The organism is Shewanella atlantica (assembly GCF_003966265.1).
Lineage (GTDB): Bacteria > Pseudomonadota > Gammaproteobacteria > Enterobacterales > Shewanellaceae > Shewanella > Shewanella atlantica.
Genome location: NZ_RXNV01000010.1, coordinates 51,319 through 67,186 on the forward strand (window position 1 = coordinate 51,319; position 15,868 = coordinate 67,186).

Below are 15,868 nucleotides of genomic sequence, written 5' to 3' on the forward strand. Positions count from 1 at the left end.
AGGGAAGTGTAAAACACCTTCCCCCATCTGGTATTACACATCAATTATTCGGCGACACCTGACCAGTAGTAATGCTGGTTGCTGCGAGCCTTAATATCCATATTCTTCTTGATGATAGGCTTCAAATAGTCTCTTGCTGTATCACCCAGTAACTCATAGCCTTTCAGTGCATTTCCACCATCTAACTTAGCGGCAAGTTTTGCCCGGCTTTTAGGGTTATCCAGAGAAGACCCTGCAGCCACGGCGACCAGGAGCTTACCTTGAGCACCTATCACTTTCGCTGAGGCTTGCTTCATATTGCTCTTACCGCCTAACACGACAACCGGAAGAGGCTTATCATTCAGGGCCGTTTGATACACCTCACCCTGAACACCTTTCTGACCTGCGATGATCTGCTTGGCACCGTTAGTCTTCACATTGATGCTGCCATCCAAATTACGAGTCTTGATCCCGTCGATAGCGGCAATCTTAATCTCTGGCGCGACTTCAGGAAGCTTAGGGATTTTCTTGGCATCGAAGCGCTTACTGACAGCGAAGGCGATCTCTGTCTTAGATTGAGACTGATCTTTAGCCAATAGTTCTGCCTGCTTCAACTTACCGTAAAGCCAGGTGTTTAGCTTATTAAGCTCTTCACGGTTCTTGGTTTTACCTTCGAAGCCAATCTCCAGCAATAGCGGTTCGCTGTACTTACCTTCTTTACCAAACTTTCCGGGCTCGATAATCTTTTTCCAGATCTGAATTTCAATTTCATGTCCGGCAAAGGGGCCGGTATTGAGCCAACCTTTGTACTTAGATTGACGCATGACATCTGTCTTTAACACCTTGTCAGCACCATAACGCATCAGTGGCGTCATCTGCTTATATGCACGCCTATCTGCAAACATCAGGTATTCGAAAATTTCCTCAGAATTAGCGTTATAGAAGTCAAAGTTCAAGAAGTTAAAACCGACATCGGTTGCAAGGCTGTATAGATAGCCACCGATAGAGACATCCACCTCTCCTTCGCCATTAATCATAGGTCTCAAGTCGGCAACATCCGATGAGCGAAGCTTGTGGGTAAATTTTGATTTACGCGGCTTACTGACATCCAAACGAACGCGGAAAATTTCATCCTGACTCTTCAGGAATCGGTCTTGGGTATCCATATAGAAACCCTCTTTGAACTTGACCTTGGCACGCCAGTCGATAAAGGGAGTCTTCTCAACGAATGCCTTACCCAGCTTCTTACCTTCCGCATCCCAGAAATAGTCATCATCGATCATGTAGTGCCACTCGATATCTTTCATCACCTTTAACGAGATAGGTTTAGCCGGGCCATAATCTTTTAAATATTCATAATCTAATTCGGCAATTTGTGGTGCGATAGCGATCAGCAGGTCACCTGCATTATGCATTGCTTCTTCGGTGCGACCTGGACGGCGCTTGTTGTAACGGCCAGATTTGTTATTCATTATCCATTGACCATTTTCCATCTCCAACTCACCACCAATACGAGCCTTACTTCCACCAATTAAAGCGGTATGTCCGTACTTCTCTTTGTATCCCCATTTTTTAGGCTTACCATCCTCGATTCTCATCATGCCCTCTTTGTACTTCCTTCCCCAGGGGGACGTCACCTCTGGGGCAATAACAAAGTTGCCATCCTTGTCGATAACCCAAACGTACCCTTCCCCTTCGTCCAGGATGATAGGATTGTCAGCATTACCGACCTGCAAGTAGGGATTCAATGCGATCTGATGATGGTTATTTACTTCGTAAGCCTTAATGTAGGCTGGCGGCATGATAGGACCATAAAGTGCATCCAAACTACTTGAAGCGATAGCGCTAAAGGCAAACGGTAAAACAGATAGTGCGAGTAGGTGTGATCTCATAGCTCATTTCCTTGAACGTTAGTTAAAGTCGATAATAAAAGTCGATGATAAAACGTTAACTTCTCCGGTGAACGCCAGCTCTGCGACAGTTGTTGTCGCTGCTTTATGGAAGCCTAATGAGAGCATTTACTCGGTGCATGATGTTATTGTGATTACACACCTTATATCTCATCGTCTTCCTACCTAAAGACATTCACTTCTGTGGCCAATTGAACCTGTTTTGGTTCTTATTTAACCGTGTGAATAGAATATACCCAACAGGAATCAAAACAGTGACCAAGGTCAAAAAGTTCCGATTAAATCGCACAAATTACAGCCAAAGCAAAGGCAAGGTAACATGTTAGTTTAAAAGACTATAAGCACCATTAACTACAGGGAATAACCCCGTAATTTGTATGAACTACAAAAAACTTTAACCTTAATCCACTTAAAGCAAGGAGCACGACTCAGGAAGCACTACACTGGAAACACAGTAGTGATGCCAGACTATTGATGCAGGGTAGCTAGCTTGCCACAATATGCACAAAGCAAGACTCTCCCCCGACGAGAATTCTCCATTTCTTTCCGCCATTAATCAATTCAGGGCTCATTCACCTATAAGCTATAAGCTATAAGCTATAAGCTATAAGCTATAAGCTATAAGCTATAAGCTATAAGCTATAAGCTATAAGCTATATAGTCTGAAGCCCACAATTTTTAATTAGCAGCAACATAAAAGTGATTAGCGGATTTAAAAATAGAACATTCAATTCACATTAAAGTGTTAATTCCAAAAATTAAACTTATCTCCTCAACTACAGACTAAAACAGCTTAATACCTATAAAAGCTAATCTTATTCATGAAATCATTATTATGGACTAACAACATAAACCTAATAATCAACACTTGATTTCCACAGTCAATAACAATTAGATATTGATTTTATCTCAGAAAAATTCACAGATAAGCTAACAGTTAATAAAACCAACAATAAAATGAGAGGAACAGTATCAACCCACTGATAACCAATCCACTTAGAGCACCAAGAAAGCAATAGAATCCGATATAAAAATAGAGAAGCATAATCCTCAACTAATTATAATATTAAACACATAAGTACTAATCAAACTACAACCTGATTAAATAAATTCTGAACTATAAACAAGCCAATAAAACATGCTAAAGCTGACAATATAGGAGTAATAACCCATCCCATCAATATTTGAGATAACACGGCCCATCGAATAGGTAAACGCTTCAACAGTGCAATACCAATAACAGCCCCAATTACAGCCTGTGAGCTGGAGACTGGCACTAAAGGTATCGCGGGTAATCCCAACTCAACAAAACTATTAGACAGTGATTGCGAAGAGAAAATAAACAGGACAATTGAATGGGCCATCACGACAACCCAGGCTGTTATCGGCGTCATAGGGATTAGGTTATCCCCTACGGTGAGCATCACTTTTTTGGAATAGGTAAAAACACCTATACTAATGGCAACAGAACCGATAAAAAACAGCTGCATAGCGGGACTGAACTCAATTCCCATCCATACTGCAGAGTCGATAGGTGCACTCAGTACGAATACCCCCATGACATTGGCAATATTGTTTGCCCCCAGACTGTACGAACCAAATGCACCCGCAATTATCAAGCCGATTCGAGTCCATTTATCCAATTGAAACAAGCCGGGACGAAACCAGTTTATCGATGCTGCAACCAGTTTATATAGCAGCACAGCGGTGAATGCAGCTAAGATAGGACACATGATCCAGGTACTGAGAATTTTACTCAACACCTTAGGATCGGTTGCCATACCACTGAATAGGTTCCAACCAATAATGGCGCCAACAATCGCTTGACCCGTAGAGACCGGCAGCCCTGATTTAGTCATAAAATAAACTGTTGTTGCAGCCGACAGTGCAACAGTAAAGGCACCACCTAAAGCAGAGACTTTACCTAAAGCACCTAATGTATGTGATGCCCCCGCTCCGCTAATTACAGCGCCTAAGATCACCATAACAGAACAGATTAGTGCAGCCGTCGAAAACTTAACCATTCTTGTTCCAACGGCGGTGCCGAACACATTCGCGGCATCATTCGCGCCTAACGACCAACCCAGAAACAGCCCGCTGGAGAGGAAAATCCAAATAGCAATATCCATCGATTCCTCCCTCTATTGAACGCGTTTTAGTGTGAATATCGAGACACGATCACTGATATCTTCGGCTAAGTTAGCCACCTGATCGATTCGGTCAAAGAAGTAACGCAACTGAACTTTATTTATTAACGGCTGGTCTGTAGCAAATAAAATAGTTTTGGCTCGGGTACAGACTTTATCGGCATCACTTTCAAACATAATTGTTTTTTTATGATATTCCTGAACACGTTGAAGATCGGTGAAAAAACTTTTAGCACATAAAAGAGCGTGGTCAATCGTATCGCCGACTACGTTTAACAACAATAATAGGTCTTCTTCAACTTCTGCCGGAATTAATGGTTTCTCGATATCTAAATGTAGACCAATTGTTTCTTGTTTATTTATAAGCCTGTCAGTTAACTCTATTAGTGATGCCACATCCGACCTAAGATCTGGAATTAATGTCTTTCTATATAACGTATTTTCAATCTCTCTCTTTAAATTATCTGCATGTTGCTCAATCCTTTGCAACTCATCTAATGTACTTTTAAATTCCTCACTGTCGGCGCCATGTCTTAAATAAGCTTTCCATAACTGCACAAACTTATGATGAGATAATGTAACTTGTTCCAGAAATGTATAAATGCTCGCTTCTGTAGATTTGCTTTGAGAAAGTAAAGAGGTGACTCGAGAAAAGCCAAACATGACATCTCCTTTTTATAATTGGAATGGGATAGGGTGAAGGTCAGGCAGGAATTGGGAGCTTACCTGACCTTCAGGGAAGGACTTACTTAAATCCCTCCGTCATTTTGAATGTTGCTTTGGTTTTGGAGCCTTGATGACCACTAGAAAAGCCAACCTCTTGTACCTTCTGATAGAGGAACTGGTACGCTTCCTCAAGCTTCGCCTTGTCACTCACATGCCCCTTAAAGGAAAACTCGGTAAATGTTACCCGCGGTTTACGGTAATAGGGTGTCCAGAGTTGGAAGTCAATTTCCAGATTACTGAAGCGGTCATCTTTCAGGGTTCCTTCCCATTCATTAGTACGCATCACTACAGTCTGGATAAACTGTTGCTTATTGCTTTCATAAATTGGACCAAGCATATCCCAGACAACTTTGTTCTTTTTCAACAAGTTGAAAACGAGTTCCATATCCAATTTTTTTACGTCGATATCTCCTGGCGAGTAGGGGATATCATAACTGACACTATACGCCGCCTTACCTTCGGTATAGTCGACCTCGGCCTTCTTATAGTTGGAAACTTCACCAAACCCTTGGGGATCTTTAGCTCTCAACTTAACCGTGATCTTACTCTTACGCGGCTTAGTAATATGCTCACGTACGCGAATTTGAATACTTTCAGCCTTAAAGGCTCTGTCAGGCGTATCAATATAGGTCACGAGTTTTTGTGATAACTCGTCATCAAACTTGATAAAATCAAATGCCTGCTTAAACGATGATGTCTGCGCTTTAGCTGCATAGGGTAAAGTCTTACCGACCCCAGTATTGACGTGATACTCGAGTGATGTGAACTCCCCCGGCGACAAGGCGTAAGCACTTGAGCTGAGGCAAAGGTTAACTAAACCAATTAACAATAAATTGTTTCTCATAAGGTCACCTTAGAATGCAAACTGCAAACGAGCTTGGAAAATATTAGCATCTTGGTCATACATCATATCGCCATTGATATCTTCATAGGGCTTCTTGTAATCGGCAGTCGTATGCACATAATTAAATTGAGCTTTTAAATTGTTCTCCAGGTACCAGTTAACCCCAAGAACGTAATCAGTTTTCTTACCACCATATATACCGGCTTCAACATCGTCGAAATTGGCTTGGTCCACTCTTACTGCCAGTTCCCATGCACCATAACCGCCGGCAGAGATAGCATTGTCAGGTTTAACCGTCTTGAACTTGCCACTTTTTCCTTTATATTTCCAAGCTTCGCCGGTTAGGGTATAGATGGCTTGGAGATAGTATGCATCTACCGTCACTTCTGGCTCATCCACCTGATCGGCCATCCCTGTTACATATTCAGCTTGAAGCAGAACATTACTGTACTGGTATGCGATCTCGGCGCCAAAATGTTGAAGTGACTCGGCATCAAACTTACCTGTATCAATCGTTCTACCACTGGCCTTAGTATTGGGTCTCGCACGATAACGTGTCTCTTCAATTGCTTCGTTATTATTTATAAATAGTGCACTGGCACCAAGATGAAGCAGGTGCTCACCGTTATCTATAACCGCAGAAGTGATACGACCATTGAATATGTCTTGTTTAAAGTTCAAATCGTCATCATCGAACCCTGCGTTAACTCCATAACCTAAAGTGACGTTATAATTGTTGCCTACATAACGCCATTGAGCACCGAGTGCACGATCAGGAGAGAAGGTATCTGTAGCTGCACGCTCTAAGAATGCCAGGTGAGCAGAGCTTCCTGTGGCTTCTAAACCAAAAGCAAACTTTTGGAAACCTAAAGTCAATTGAGAGTTATCCCACCCCTTATAGGCAATGTTCGCATCCTTAACTTCAACTTCTGATACACCATCAAAATCAAATTCTAATTCGTATTCCCATACATTTGAGAAATAGCCTTCTAAACCAAAGCGAATGCGTCTGATGCTAGCTTCATTAAATGAATCTTCGTATTCGCGTTTACTACCGGTATACATCTCATCGGCACTAACGAAATCAGTCTGAATTCGAGCCTTAAACTCCAGAGTCGAGCGGCCATCTTTACTGATAAGTTCAGGACTGGGTGAACTCTTAGAGAATTTAACCCGGTCAACCTGTGAAGCAGCATCCTTAGCTTCGATAAGCTCAACTTCGAGCATATCGAGTCGCTCTTCCAGCTCGGTAATTCGCTCTTTTTCAGACGCGGCAGCATTGGCAGAGAAACAAAGAAGTGAAGCAGAAACAGCAAGCGCAACAATTGAGATTCGTGAAACATTAGCTTTAGCCATGAGAACATCCTCGATTAGTTTATTTTTATACGTACATGATCAAATTTTGTTTATTTTTCATTATTGATAGGTTACGACTACTGACGAGAACATAAAGTGATCCAGCTCAACTAATCTCGATCTAATCGTACAAATATCGTTTTTATATTTTTTATCTTATCCGTATAGCATTCCAGTAAAGTCATGTTATTGAGCGTAGATAGCACTGCTTATTGACCATAACACACAGCAAGCAAGTCAGAGGGTAAGCACTTACCTGCAAAAGCTATAGACGCAGACGTTATTACTCAACCGCCTCAGTCAATGCATGAATTCCCTTCCTGCTGGCGGTTAGTTTATACAGCTTATGGGTTATTCCGGCATCCGTTTTTACCTCAAACGCCAGATAGATTGGATGCACCTGCTCAACGTTTACGGCCTGAATATTTCTATCAGCCTCCTTCCAGTGTCGTCTGATAACCCTTGGCAGTGAACGCAATCGACCACTTAGATTCAGTGTAAGATTATCAACAAACTTACTTGATATGCCTTGCTGTTTTTTCAAATGAGCCATATAGCTTCTCTGATATACAAGCGCCTCTTTAAATGCGCCACTGTCGGAGGAGGAGAAAGCCTTGCGCACCTTCTTCAGCAAGCCTTGCATATTTCCGCTATTCTGCCGATACAGGGTCTCCTTCGCATCAAACACCACTTCCGAATCACTTCCTTTATAAAAACGATAATGATGCTGAAAATAGTGGGCGAAGTATTTCTCCATCAGGTAGTTCCTTCCCAACTCCTTAATGCGATCCTTAAAAATATATGACAGAACTAAAGAGAAAAAGAAGGGCGTTGAAAAGTTACCGAACGCCCTCTGGGTAATAAATGCAGCAGCCGTGGCAAATGCCATGGCAAACGCAGCGGCAAATCCAAAAATAAGCTGTTCGGCTAACACGCTGCTATTCAGCATCTTGCGCCTCAGCTGATAGGGGCGATTAATAATTCGTTGAGCAAGCTGTAAGCGGTCTAATAACTTCTCCCGGCCAAACTCGGTATCATGGGTTAACTTATGGTTTTCCCTTTCCGCATAGGCAGTGAGATTTTTTATCCTCAAGGAGTACTGCGCTTTCTCCTCTCTAGTCGCGCTGAGCTTCGCTTTTAACAATGCTTGATGATAGTGATAAAGGAGGAGGTGATCGGCAAGTTTAAACAGTTTACGCTGAGACAAGCGCTCTTCATCGTCATGTATTTGATGAAATTTATCCAGGTATCTAGCGAAATCCAGCAGTTCAGCACCGCTCTTTTCGTTAAGCATTTCCAAACTGGCCGCAACAAAATCGGCTAATGCACTTCGATAGAGGGTTTTGTTAACCTTGGCCACCGCATAAGCTGTTTTCCTGAGAATCAGTAAATCATGCTTAACACCCTGATGGGTGACAGCTTCGAGCTTAACTAACCTCTGCTGCTGCAGCAGATTACGATAAAACAGTGCGCTACTCATGCTGTCGCTATGCTGTGCCAGTTTTGCAGGGAAGAAGAAGAATACTTTCCATTGCAGACTCTTGAGCTCAGGAGGTATTTCGACAGATATCTTCAAATGGTACTGATCGGCAATTGATAGCGACAACATATTTATATAGCCCTGATTACCACTGAGTATAAGGTTGCTTCATAAGCATAGAGTTGTAGTACTTAACATCTCCGGTCACCTCTTCACCTACCCACTCAGGCTTATCGACAGTCTGCGCTTCATCGGTGAGCTCAACCTCGGCAACCGTCAAGCCTTCGTTACTGCCATAAAATTCATCGACTTCGAAAATATGCTCTGCATGCTCAATTAAATAACGTGTCTTATCGATAACGCCAGGCTCACAGATCTTCAGCAGCTCTTCGGCTTCTGCCGTAGGGATCTGCTCTTCCCATTCATAACGGGAAGCACCGGATTCATTGCCTATTCCCTTGATAGTCAAGAAGCCTTTATCTCCCTTGATACGAACCCTAACGGTACGCTCAGGAACACTGCTCAAATAGCCTTGAATAATGCGCACAGCCTTTACGGCCTGACCTTTAAAGCTATCATTTTTTACCAGATATTTACGTTCTATTTCCTGCGCCATTTGTTAACCCCTTATTAGTTTGCCAATGGAAGATTTTTCATGCCGATCACACGTTTGATGGCTTGTAAATAATTGATATTTTCCACGCCCTCTAAACGAAGGTCTGCAACTGTCTTCTTAATATCATCCAGCTCTACAGACTCACTGTTTACACTCACGATGCTGGCACCATTGACCAGTACATTGGCAACTTCACAGATAGTGTTGTTTACCATGTAGCCATAACGCTCTTTGTGGATCTTAACCGCTTGCAGATCCGGATGAGCATCGATAATCGAGATAAATTCTTCGAAAGAGTACTCTTGCTTAGCGAGTGCCGGAATTTCAACCATAAAGGCAGGGAAAATTTCCTCAACCAGCTGTGATTTCGAGATAGGAAATTCCGCTTTCAGTTTTGGATCCCACTGCTCAAGACCATCAATGGTTTGCACATAAGCTTTAACATCCATCTTTCCATCACGGATTTTCGTATTATTAAGGTCATTGGTACGCGACATGATATAGATCTCATCACTCTCACGACGCCAAACTTTTTCAGGTACAGGAACCGATAAACGAGCCATACGCTCCGCTGCTACGCTGAAATCCTGACCAAACGTGCGAAACTCGAAGCGTGGCTTGGATATCTCTCCAATTTTTAACTCAGACATGTTTTTCCCTTCCAAAATTGTTTTATGAATGTTGATGAATAGTGTTGATGAACGAGATACATGTTATTCTTTAACCGCTTCAAAAAACACGATCTAGATCAAACTTACGAACACAAAAGTTTTAACTTGATCTGACACGCACCAAGCAAAAACAATTCAACTAAAAACTTTGCCACAAAAAATCAATGACTTATAAGGTGGCATTAAATTGAAAAGTGAAACACAAAAAGATTAAATAAAAACTAGCTAGCTAGAATATTGATCTCGATCGTGTTTTTAAGGCGGGATTATCGTTACAGTTTAAATACATTAAAATAAGTCATAGAGGCTAGGCTGGTATGAACAAAAAAAAAGCACATGTCGATCCATTAGACATGAACCAGTATCGAATGGAAAAACTACCGATACGGAATAAGAGCAAATTTGAGCAATGGCTGGAAAAATCGGGTATCTGGATTGCTATTGCCGCATTTATCTATCTGCTCGTCGGTGACCCCTCTACATTCCTTACCAGCTTCGATCCTTCGACTCTCAGTGCCACCGCCTCTAAACACTTTCTTGATGTGGGTAATGTTGAATTTAGTTGGCACGGGCAGGCCATGCTCGCCATTTTTTGCGCCGCCATCATCTTGTGGATAACGGAAGCCATTCCGAATTATTTAACCTCCCTAATCGTCATTATCACTATGGTACTTACGGGAGTTCTGCCGGAAAAAGTGGCTTACGCTCAACTCGGCCACCCTATTATGTGGCTGAATATTCTCTCTTTTATATTGGCATCTATGCTAGTTGCTTCCGGCGCAGCCAAGCGCTTTGCCCTGTGGTTTATCTGTAGATTCGCGACCAGCGCGACACCGATTTTTTATAGCTTTATGGTCATCAACTTAGTCTTGTCGGCATTCATTTCGGCAACAACGGCTAAAGCCGCGATCCTCATGCCAATCTTTATGGTTATCGCCGCGGTATATGGCGCCACCGGTGGAGACAACAAGAATAACTTCGGCAGAAACCTGGTACTTCAAAATCTGCTGCAGATTAACCTCTGTGCCGGCGCATTTGTCACAGGCTCTGGCGCAAACCTGCTCGCAGCCAGCCTGATTGCCGGTGCTATCGGTGGCAGTTTCTTCTTTGCCGATTGGATGGTTGTCGCCCTGCCTATCGTCATATGCATGATCATCGTAGGCTGGCTGTTAGCGACAAAAGTCTTTTTCCCACTCTCTCCGGAGGAACATCTTCCTCAAATTGAAGGCGGTATGGATCGCTTGAAAAAAGAGCTGGATAAGATGGGCACCATCTCTACCAGAGAGATAAAGGCACTCGTTATCTTTATCACCATTCTGGTATTTTGGGCCACGGATAAACACCATGGCATCAGCGCTACAGCTGTCGCCTTTATCGGCGCCATCGTAGCCCTATCCCCGCGTATCGGTGTGGTCAACTGGAATCAGGTCGACGTTCCATGGCATCTACTACTCTTCTCTGCTGGTGCATATACCCTTGGTGCCGGATTTAAACAAACGGATCTGCCTAATCTTGCGGTAAATTTCGGTTTAGAATATTTTGGCCTGGGTGACAACACGCCATTTTCCGTCTTCTATATAGGTCTTACCGGAGCAATGCTGTTCAGCTCACTCGTCTTTCAATCAAAGACAATGCGAACCATGTTATTCGTTCCCATTGCGATAGGCATAGCGCAAAGATTTGACTACCCCATTATGAGCCTGGCCCTGCCCGTTGCACTGCTTATCGAGCATGTCTATGTACTGCCTTTTAACAGTAAGCCTGCGTTACTCCTCTACTCCACAGATCAATACAGCCTGAGTGACACATTCAAGTTCGGTATTACCATGCTCACCATCGGCTGGATCGGCAGCGTCGTCTTAGGCGAAACCTGGTTTCATTGGTTAGGTTACACACCCAATGGTGTGTTCTGGTAGATGAAGCGGTCAATTTTAAGCTGCAGAGTTAACTGATATGTATTCAAATCATAATGATATCCGAAGCAAACTGGCGCTATTACAGCTAGCCAAAGAGCTGGGGAGTATCAGTAAAGCCTGCGACATGATGGGTTACAGCCGAGACAGCTACTACCGCTTTAAGAAGCAGTATGAGAATGCCGGCGAACAGGGCCTGCATAACCTATCGAGAAAGAAGATCACACTCAAGAATCGGGTCTCACAGGAAGTGGAAGATCAGGTCATAGAGATCGCACTCGATTACCCTAACTATGGCCAAGCCAAGGTAGCAGAGCTGTTAACCGCGAGGGGATGTACCATATCCCCCAGCGGGGTGCGAACCATCTGGTTACGGCATAACCTTGAAACTAAGCACAATCGATTTATCGCCTTAAACAGTCGCCTGCGACAGCAAAATGAGCTTAACTTTAACGCTCAGCATCAGATAGAAAAATCCTGCAAACTTCAACAAGAGGAAGGGGCCCTGGACTGCCAGAGTCCCGGTGATATCTGCGTACAGGATACATTTAAAGTTGGCAATATTCCGGAGCTGGGCACAGTCTATCAACACACCTGCATGGATGCCTATAGCCAATACACGCATGCGCAGATAACACTGGAAAAGAGCTCAGCAATATCCTCTGACTTTCTCCGCACGCAGGTACTCCCCTGGTATAAGCAGCAGGGTATTCCCATCAATAGTATTCTAACCGATAGGGGCGCCGAATTTAGCGGCAAACATAGTCAGCCATTTCAGAGCCTGCTTCAGGAAACCGCGATTAATCATATTCAGAAAAGGGCTTATAATGGGCCTATCGTTAATGGTCTCGCCGCCAGATTTCATAGCCTGGCTCAAAGTGAGTTCTACGCCCCATTCTTAAAGAATAACAAGGTATCAGACATAGAAGTCTTAAACGACAACCTGCAAAAATGGCTTAAGCGCTACAACCATCAATATGCGATTGCCGGAAGGTATACATTAGGGAAAACGGCCATTGAGGTGATAGAGCTCAGCCGTCATCTTTACCGATAAGCTTCGACTCAAATATATAACGCTAGCTAGATGAAAATAAGTTAAGGCGGCTACTTTTGAAAACGATAAAGCCTTTAGAATTACTTCCAATCTATTAGTATTCATCCCCTCTAAAAACAAATAAAAAAAGATCGTGTGACCTCACCACCAGCTGCAGGGAGGAGGTGAGAATGTCTAAAGATCACACGATCCATATCCAATACCCATAACAAACGTCAGATAGGACTAATCGGGGAAATAACAAAAAGCCAATTCAGATTGCGCCCACAAAAAGACACCTGTCAACACGATTACTATTCCGTACCACCAACTTGCTCTGCCGATCATAAACCAATTCAAAAATGTGACAAGCAGCAAGGATCAAGTTAACAGCCTACAAGTAAACGATTTTAATTATCATCAAAACTATGGACCTAGCTCACAAAAACCACTCAACTTCCAAGCCACGTTTCAATATCGACACCCAGATACACACCTGTACACAGTCGTGAGATCTTGATCACACCAAAAACAGACACCTGTCAATATAATTAACCCGAAATGAATACAAAAACATCAATACCGTTTCTTTATGAAACTATGAGTGTGAGAAAAGCGATGAGAATCTTACAAAAAATCGGACTATTAACCGCGTTTATCGCCGCTACGGCCCTCTATGTGCCAAGTGCACTGGCAAATAAACCTACTACTCCTTTAGAGCAGCAACTGGTCAATAAATTCGCGGAGGCTAAATACTCTAAAAAGGGGGCTGACACATGTCTTATGTGCCACAAAAAATCCCAATCCGTTATGGCAATCTTCAATACGCCACACGGTGATACCAACGAGGGCCCAATGGCCGGTCTTCAATGTGAAGCCTGTCATGGTCCACAAGGAAAGCACAAGGGTAAGAATGAGCCGATGCTCACCTTCGGTGACGAGCTCTCAGTCGAGGGGCGCAACAGCGTATGTGAATCTTGCCACAGTCAGGAGCACACACCGTTCCATGACCAAGCATGCAGTGATTGTCATAACATTCACCAGACTCAGATAGAGGTTAAACAGCCGCAAGCTCAGTGTGCCAGCTGTCACAGTCAGCAAGATTCCGCTCAATTTAAGCGCTCGACTCACCTCGACAACCTAACCTGTGGCGATTGCCACAATCCACATGAAGAGGTCCCTTTATCTGTCAATGACACCTGTTACAGCTGTCATGCCGAGAAGCGTGGACCAGCGCTGTGGGAGCACTCGCCAGTCACAGAAGATTGCACCACCTGTCACAACCCACATGGCTCGGTAAACGACAACCTGCTTAATAGCCGTGCACCTCAGCTATGTCAGAGCTGTCACTACCAGGCCGGTCACCCGGGTGATGTTCACAACAGCTTAAATGGCTTCACTCAAGGCCAATCTTGCATGAACTGTCACAGCAAGATACATGGCTCGAACCACCCTTCTGGCCACTTGTTTGAGAAGTAGGAGTAGATGATGAACGCTAAACTCACTTTAGTGGCATTGGCTGTCATGTCAGCCAATGCCAGCGCAGCAAATTTCGCTGTCCCCCAAGACATTGAAAAAGACTACGCCTGTAAGCGTTGTGTCGCCACCGAACACGCTAACACCGTCGGTGTTATAACCGAACAACGTAGTCACTTAGACACTCAGTACGGCGCTAGCGCCGATATTAAAGGTGCCAACTACAGCATAAATGCAGTCGAGGCCGGCGCCGATAATGGTCACCTAAGAGCCGCTGCTAACCTCGGTGATTTCGCTCTGGAGCTCGCTTACGTTAACCGCTGGAACCTCGACGATAACGATATCGGCACCGAACGTCAGCAGTTATCTGCCGGTGCGAAGTATCAGACTCAGCTTGTCACAGCCTTTGTTAAAGCAAGTAGTGAAGACAAGCAAGGCCAGCGTATCGGCTCTGTGGTTGACCCTAAGCCGACTAACTATCTAGAGACTATCGATCACACGACTCAGGTGGTGAACGCCGGCCTGCAGCTACATGGTGATTTTTGGAGCCTTGGTGTTGCCGCCTTTAATTCTGACTTTACCGACAATATCGGTATCGACGCCGATAACAGCGCTCAACAAACCAGTGTAAAAGCCGGTCTTAACTACGGAAACACACGCCTAAGTGTTAGCGCAGCCTCAGGCAAGATGATTCAGGACGAGGCTATCGAGCAGGAAAACTCGTTGGTGCCTATCTCAAACTTCGATGGCGAAGTCGAAATCCTGGACTACAACGCCCGCATCAGCTCGCGCTTTGCAGGTATCAAGGTAGCTGGTTTTTACAGCTACAGTGACCGCGACAATGTCAGTGGCTCTTATCAATTTTTCGATGCGATTAACACACCAATCGATACCAGCAAAACTCGCTACGGCGTCGATGCCAGCTACCGTTTAGGCGGCGCTAAGTTCAGTTCAGGCTTCGAGCAAAATGACCGCACCCGCTCCGATAGCGACCGTGAGGAGACCCAAGAGAGTGAGGTCTTTGCCCGTATCGACTATCGCTACGATTCACTTAATTCTCACATTAAGTTCACCAGTAGCGAACGCACGGGCTCTGACTACCGTATCGATAAGGACATCTTCCAGAAATACTATCTGGCAGACAGGGACCGTCTCAGCACTGAGCTTGGCTTGGGTTACAGCCAAAATAGCTACGGTGCCAACCTTAAAGTCAGCATCGCCACTGATAAGTACAGCAATAGCTCAGCACTGAAAGAGTCTGATGAGATGTCGGTCAACGTCGACGGCTTCTACCGCTTCAATGACCAGCTGGTGCTCAACGCCTATGCCGGTACCCAGACTATCGATAGCCTGGAGCTACACAACCCCACGGTTAGTGATGAGTTTACCTACTTCGGCTTTGGGCTTAATCAGTACCGAATCAATGAAGATATGGCAATAGGCACCTCCTACACCTTCTCATTCTCCGGCAGTGACACCTCGGTCGATAGCACCGAAATGGGTGACTACTACCAGTACCAACATCTTGCAGAAATCCATATGGATTACCGCATAAATGCGCGTTTCTCAACTCGTTTCGCATACACCTATGAGCGTCACTACGACACGAACTACGCCAACCAATCGATTGATGCCATCAACACCATTGAGGACCTCGATCAGAATTACACCGACCATAAGATCGGTGCATTTTTCACAATTAAGCTGTAAGGGCCAT

12 protein-coding genes are annotated in these 15,868 nt (G+C 44.2%); 4 read left to right on the forward strand and 8 right to left on the reverse strand.

The genetic code is table 11. The features are described 5' to 3' along the window. Window positions 1-44: 44 nt before the first annotated feature. From EKG39_RS17370 to EKG39_RS17405, 8 genes are all read right to left on the reverse strand, one after another. Window positions 45-1,871: a hypothetical protein gene (locus tag EKG39_RS17370; RefSeq protein ID WP_126507253.1), complete on the reverse strand. Its 1,827-nt coding sequence runs from the start codon at window positions 1,869-1,871 to the stop codon at window positions 45-47. Window positions 1,872-2,974: 1,103 nt separating this feature from the next. After that, window positions 2,975-4,018: an inorganic phosphate transporter gene (locus EKG39_RS17375; protein ID WP_126507254.1), complete on the reverse strand. Its 1,044-nt coding sequence runs from the start codon at window positions 4,016-4,018 to the stop codon at window positions 2,975-2,977. Window positions 4,019-4,030: 12 nt separating this feature from the next. After that, complete coding sequence (locus EKG39_RS17380) at window positions 4,031-4,699, reverse strand: DUF47 domain-containing protein (protein WP_126507255.1); 669 nt, start codon at window positions 4,697-4,699, stop codon at window positions 4,031-4,033. Between the two features lie 82 nt (window positions 4,700-4,781). Then, window positions 4,782-5,606 (reverse strand): hypothetical protein, encoded by an 825-nt coding sequence (locus EKG39_RS17385; RefSeq protein ID WP_126507256.1) that lies wholly within the window; start codon window positions 5,604-5,606, stop codon window positions 4,782-4,784. A gap of 9 nt (window positions 5,607-5,615) precedes the next feature. Next, the gene (locus tag EKG39_RS17390; RefSeq protein ID WP_126507257.1) at window positions 5,616-6,962 is read right to left on the reverse strand and encodes an OprO/OprP family phosphate-selective porin; all 1,347 of its coding nucleotides are present in this window, start codon (window positions 6,960-6,962) and stop codon (window positions 5,616-5,618) included. Window positions 6,963-7,245: 283 nt separating this feature from the next. Beyond that, complete coding sequence (locus tag EKG39_RS17395; protein ID WP_126507258.1) at window positions 7,246-8,571, reverse strand: hypothetical protein; 1,326 nt, start codon at window positions 8,569-8,571, stop codon at window positions 7,246-7,248. 16 nt (window positions 8,572-8,587) lie between these two features. Then, window positions 8,588-9,058 (reverse strand): CYTH domain-containing protein, encoded by a 471-nt coding sequence (locus EKG39_RS17400; RefSeq protein WP_126507259.1) that lies wholly within the window; start codon window positions 9,056-9,058, stop codon window positions 8,588-8,590. Window positions 9,059-9,072: 14 nt separating this feature from the next. Next, complete coding sequence (locus EKG39_RS17405) at window positions 9,073-9,708, reverse strand: hypothetical protein (RefSeq protein ID WP_126507260.1); 636 nt, start codon at window positions 9,706-9,708, stop codon at window positions 9,073-9,075. A 338-nt stretch (window positions 9,709-10,046) separates the two neighbouring features. Here EKG39_RS17405 and EKG39_RS17410 point away from each other — a divergent pair, with 338 nt between their 5' ends. From EKG39_RS17410 to EKG39_RS17425, 4 genes are all read left to right on the forward strand, one after another. Then, window positions 10,047-11,645 carry an SLC13 family permease gene (locus tag EKG39_RS17410; protein ID WP_126507261.1) on the forward strand — a complete coding sequence of 533 codons (1,599 nt, stop codon included), beginning with the start codon at window positions 10,047-10,049 and terminating at the stop codon, window positions 11,643-11,645. A gap of 37 nt (window positions 11,646-11,682) precedes the next feature. After that, window positions 11,683-12,696 (forward strand): helix-turn-helix domain-containing protein, encoded by a 1,014-nt coding sequence (locus tag EKG39_RS17415; protein ID WP_126507262.1) that lies wholly within the window; start codon window positions 11,683-11,685, stop codon window positions 12,694-12,696. A gap of 597 nt (window positions 12,697-13,293) precedes the next feature. Next, entirely contained in the window at window positions 13,294-14,154 is an 861-nt protein-coding gene (locus EKG39_RS17420) for a DmsE family decaheme c-type cytochrome (protein ID WP_126507263.1), read from the forward strand. A gap of 9 nt (window positions 14,155-14,163) precedes the next feature. Then, window positions 14,164-15,861 carry an MtrB/PioB family outer membrane beta-barrel protein gene (locus tag EKG39_RS17425; RefSeq protein WP_126507264.1) on the forward strand — a complete coding sequence of 566 codons (1,698 nt, stop codon included), beginning with the start codon at window positions 14,164-14,166 and terminating at the stop codon, window positions 15,859-15,861. Window positions 15,862-15,868: the final 7 nt, after the last annotated feature.

What these genes read in the sequence shown, in the direction of transcription:
- EKG39_RS17425 (WP_126507264.1), top strand. Translation starts at nt 14,164, where the DNA reads ATGAACGCTAAACTCACTTTAGTGGCATTGGCTGTCATGTCAGCCAAT.
- EKG39_RS17400 (WP_126507259.1), bottom strand. Translation starts at nt 9,058, where the DNA reads ATGGCGCAGGAAATAGAACGTAAATATCTGGTAAAAAATGATAGCTTT.
- EKG39_RS17410 (WP_126507261.1), top strand. Translation starts at nt 10,047, where the DNA reads ATGAACAAAAAAAAAGCACATGTCGATCCATTAGACATGAACCAGTAT.
- EKG39_RS17370 (WP_126507253.1), bottom strand. Translation starts at nt 1,871, where the DNA reads ATGAGATCACACCTACTCGCACTATCTGTTTTACCGTTTGCCTTTAGC.
- EKG39_RS17395 (WP_126507258.1), bottom strand. Translation starts at nt 8,571, where the DNA reads ATGTTGTCGCTATCAATTGCCGATCAGTACCATTTGAAGATATCTGTC.
- EKG39_RS17415 (WP_126507262.1), top strand. Translation starts at nt 11,683, where the DNA reads ATGTATTCAAATCATAATGATATCCGAAGCAAACTGGCGCTATTACAG.
- EKG39_RS17380 (WP_126507255.1), bottom strand. Translation starts at nt 4,699, where the DNA reads ATGTTTGGCTTTTCTCGAGTCACCTCTTTACTTTCTCAAAGCAAATCT.
- EKG39_RS17405 (WP_126507260.1), bottom strand. Translation starts at nt 9,708, where the DNA reads ATGTCTGAGTTAAAAATTGGAGAGATATCCAAGCCACGCTTCGAGTTT.
- EKG39_RS17390 (WP_126507257.1), bottom strand. Translation starts at nt 6,962, where the DNA reads ATGGCTAAAGCTAATGTTTCACGAATCTCAATTGTTGCGCTTGCTGTT.
- EKG39_RS17375 (WP_126507254.1), bottom strand. Translation starts at nt 4,018, where the DNA reads ATGGATATTGCTATTTGGATTTTCCTCTCCAGCGGGCTGTTTCTGGGT.
- EKG39_RS17420 (WP_126507263.1), top strand. Translation starts at nt 13,294, where the DNA reads ATGAGAATCTTACAAAAAATCGGACTATTAACCGCGTTTATCGCCGCT.
- EKG39_RS17385 (WP_126507256.1), bottom strand. Translation starts at nt 5,606, where the DNA reads ATGAGAAACAATTTATTGTTAATTGGTTTAGTTAACCTTTGCCTCAGC.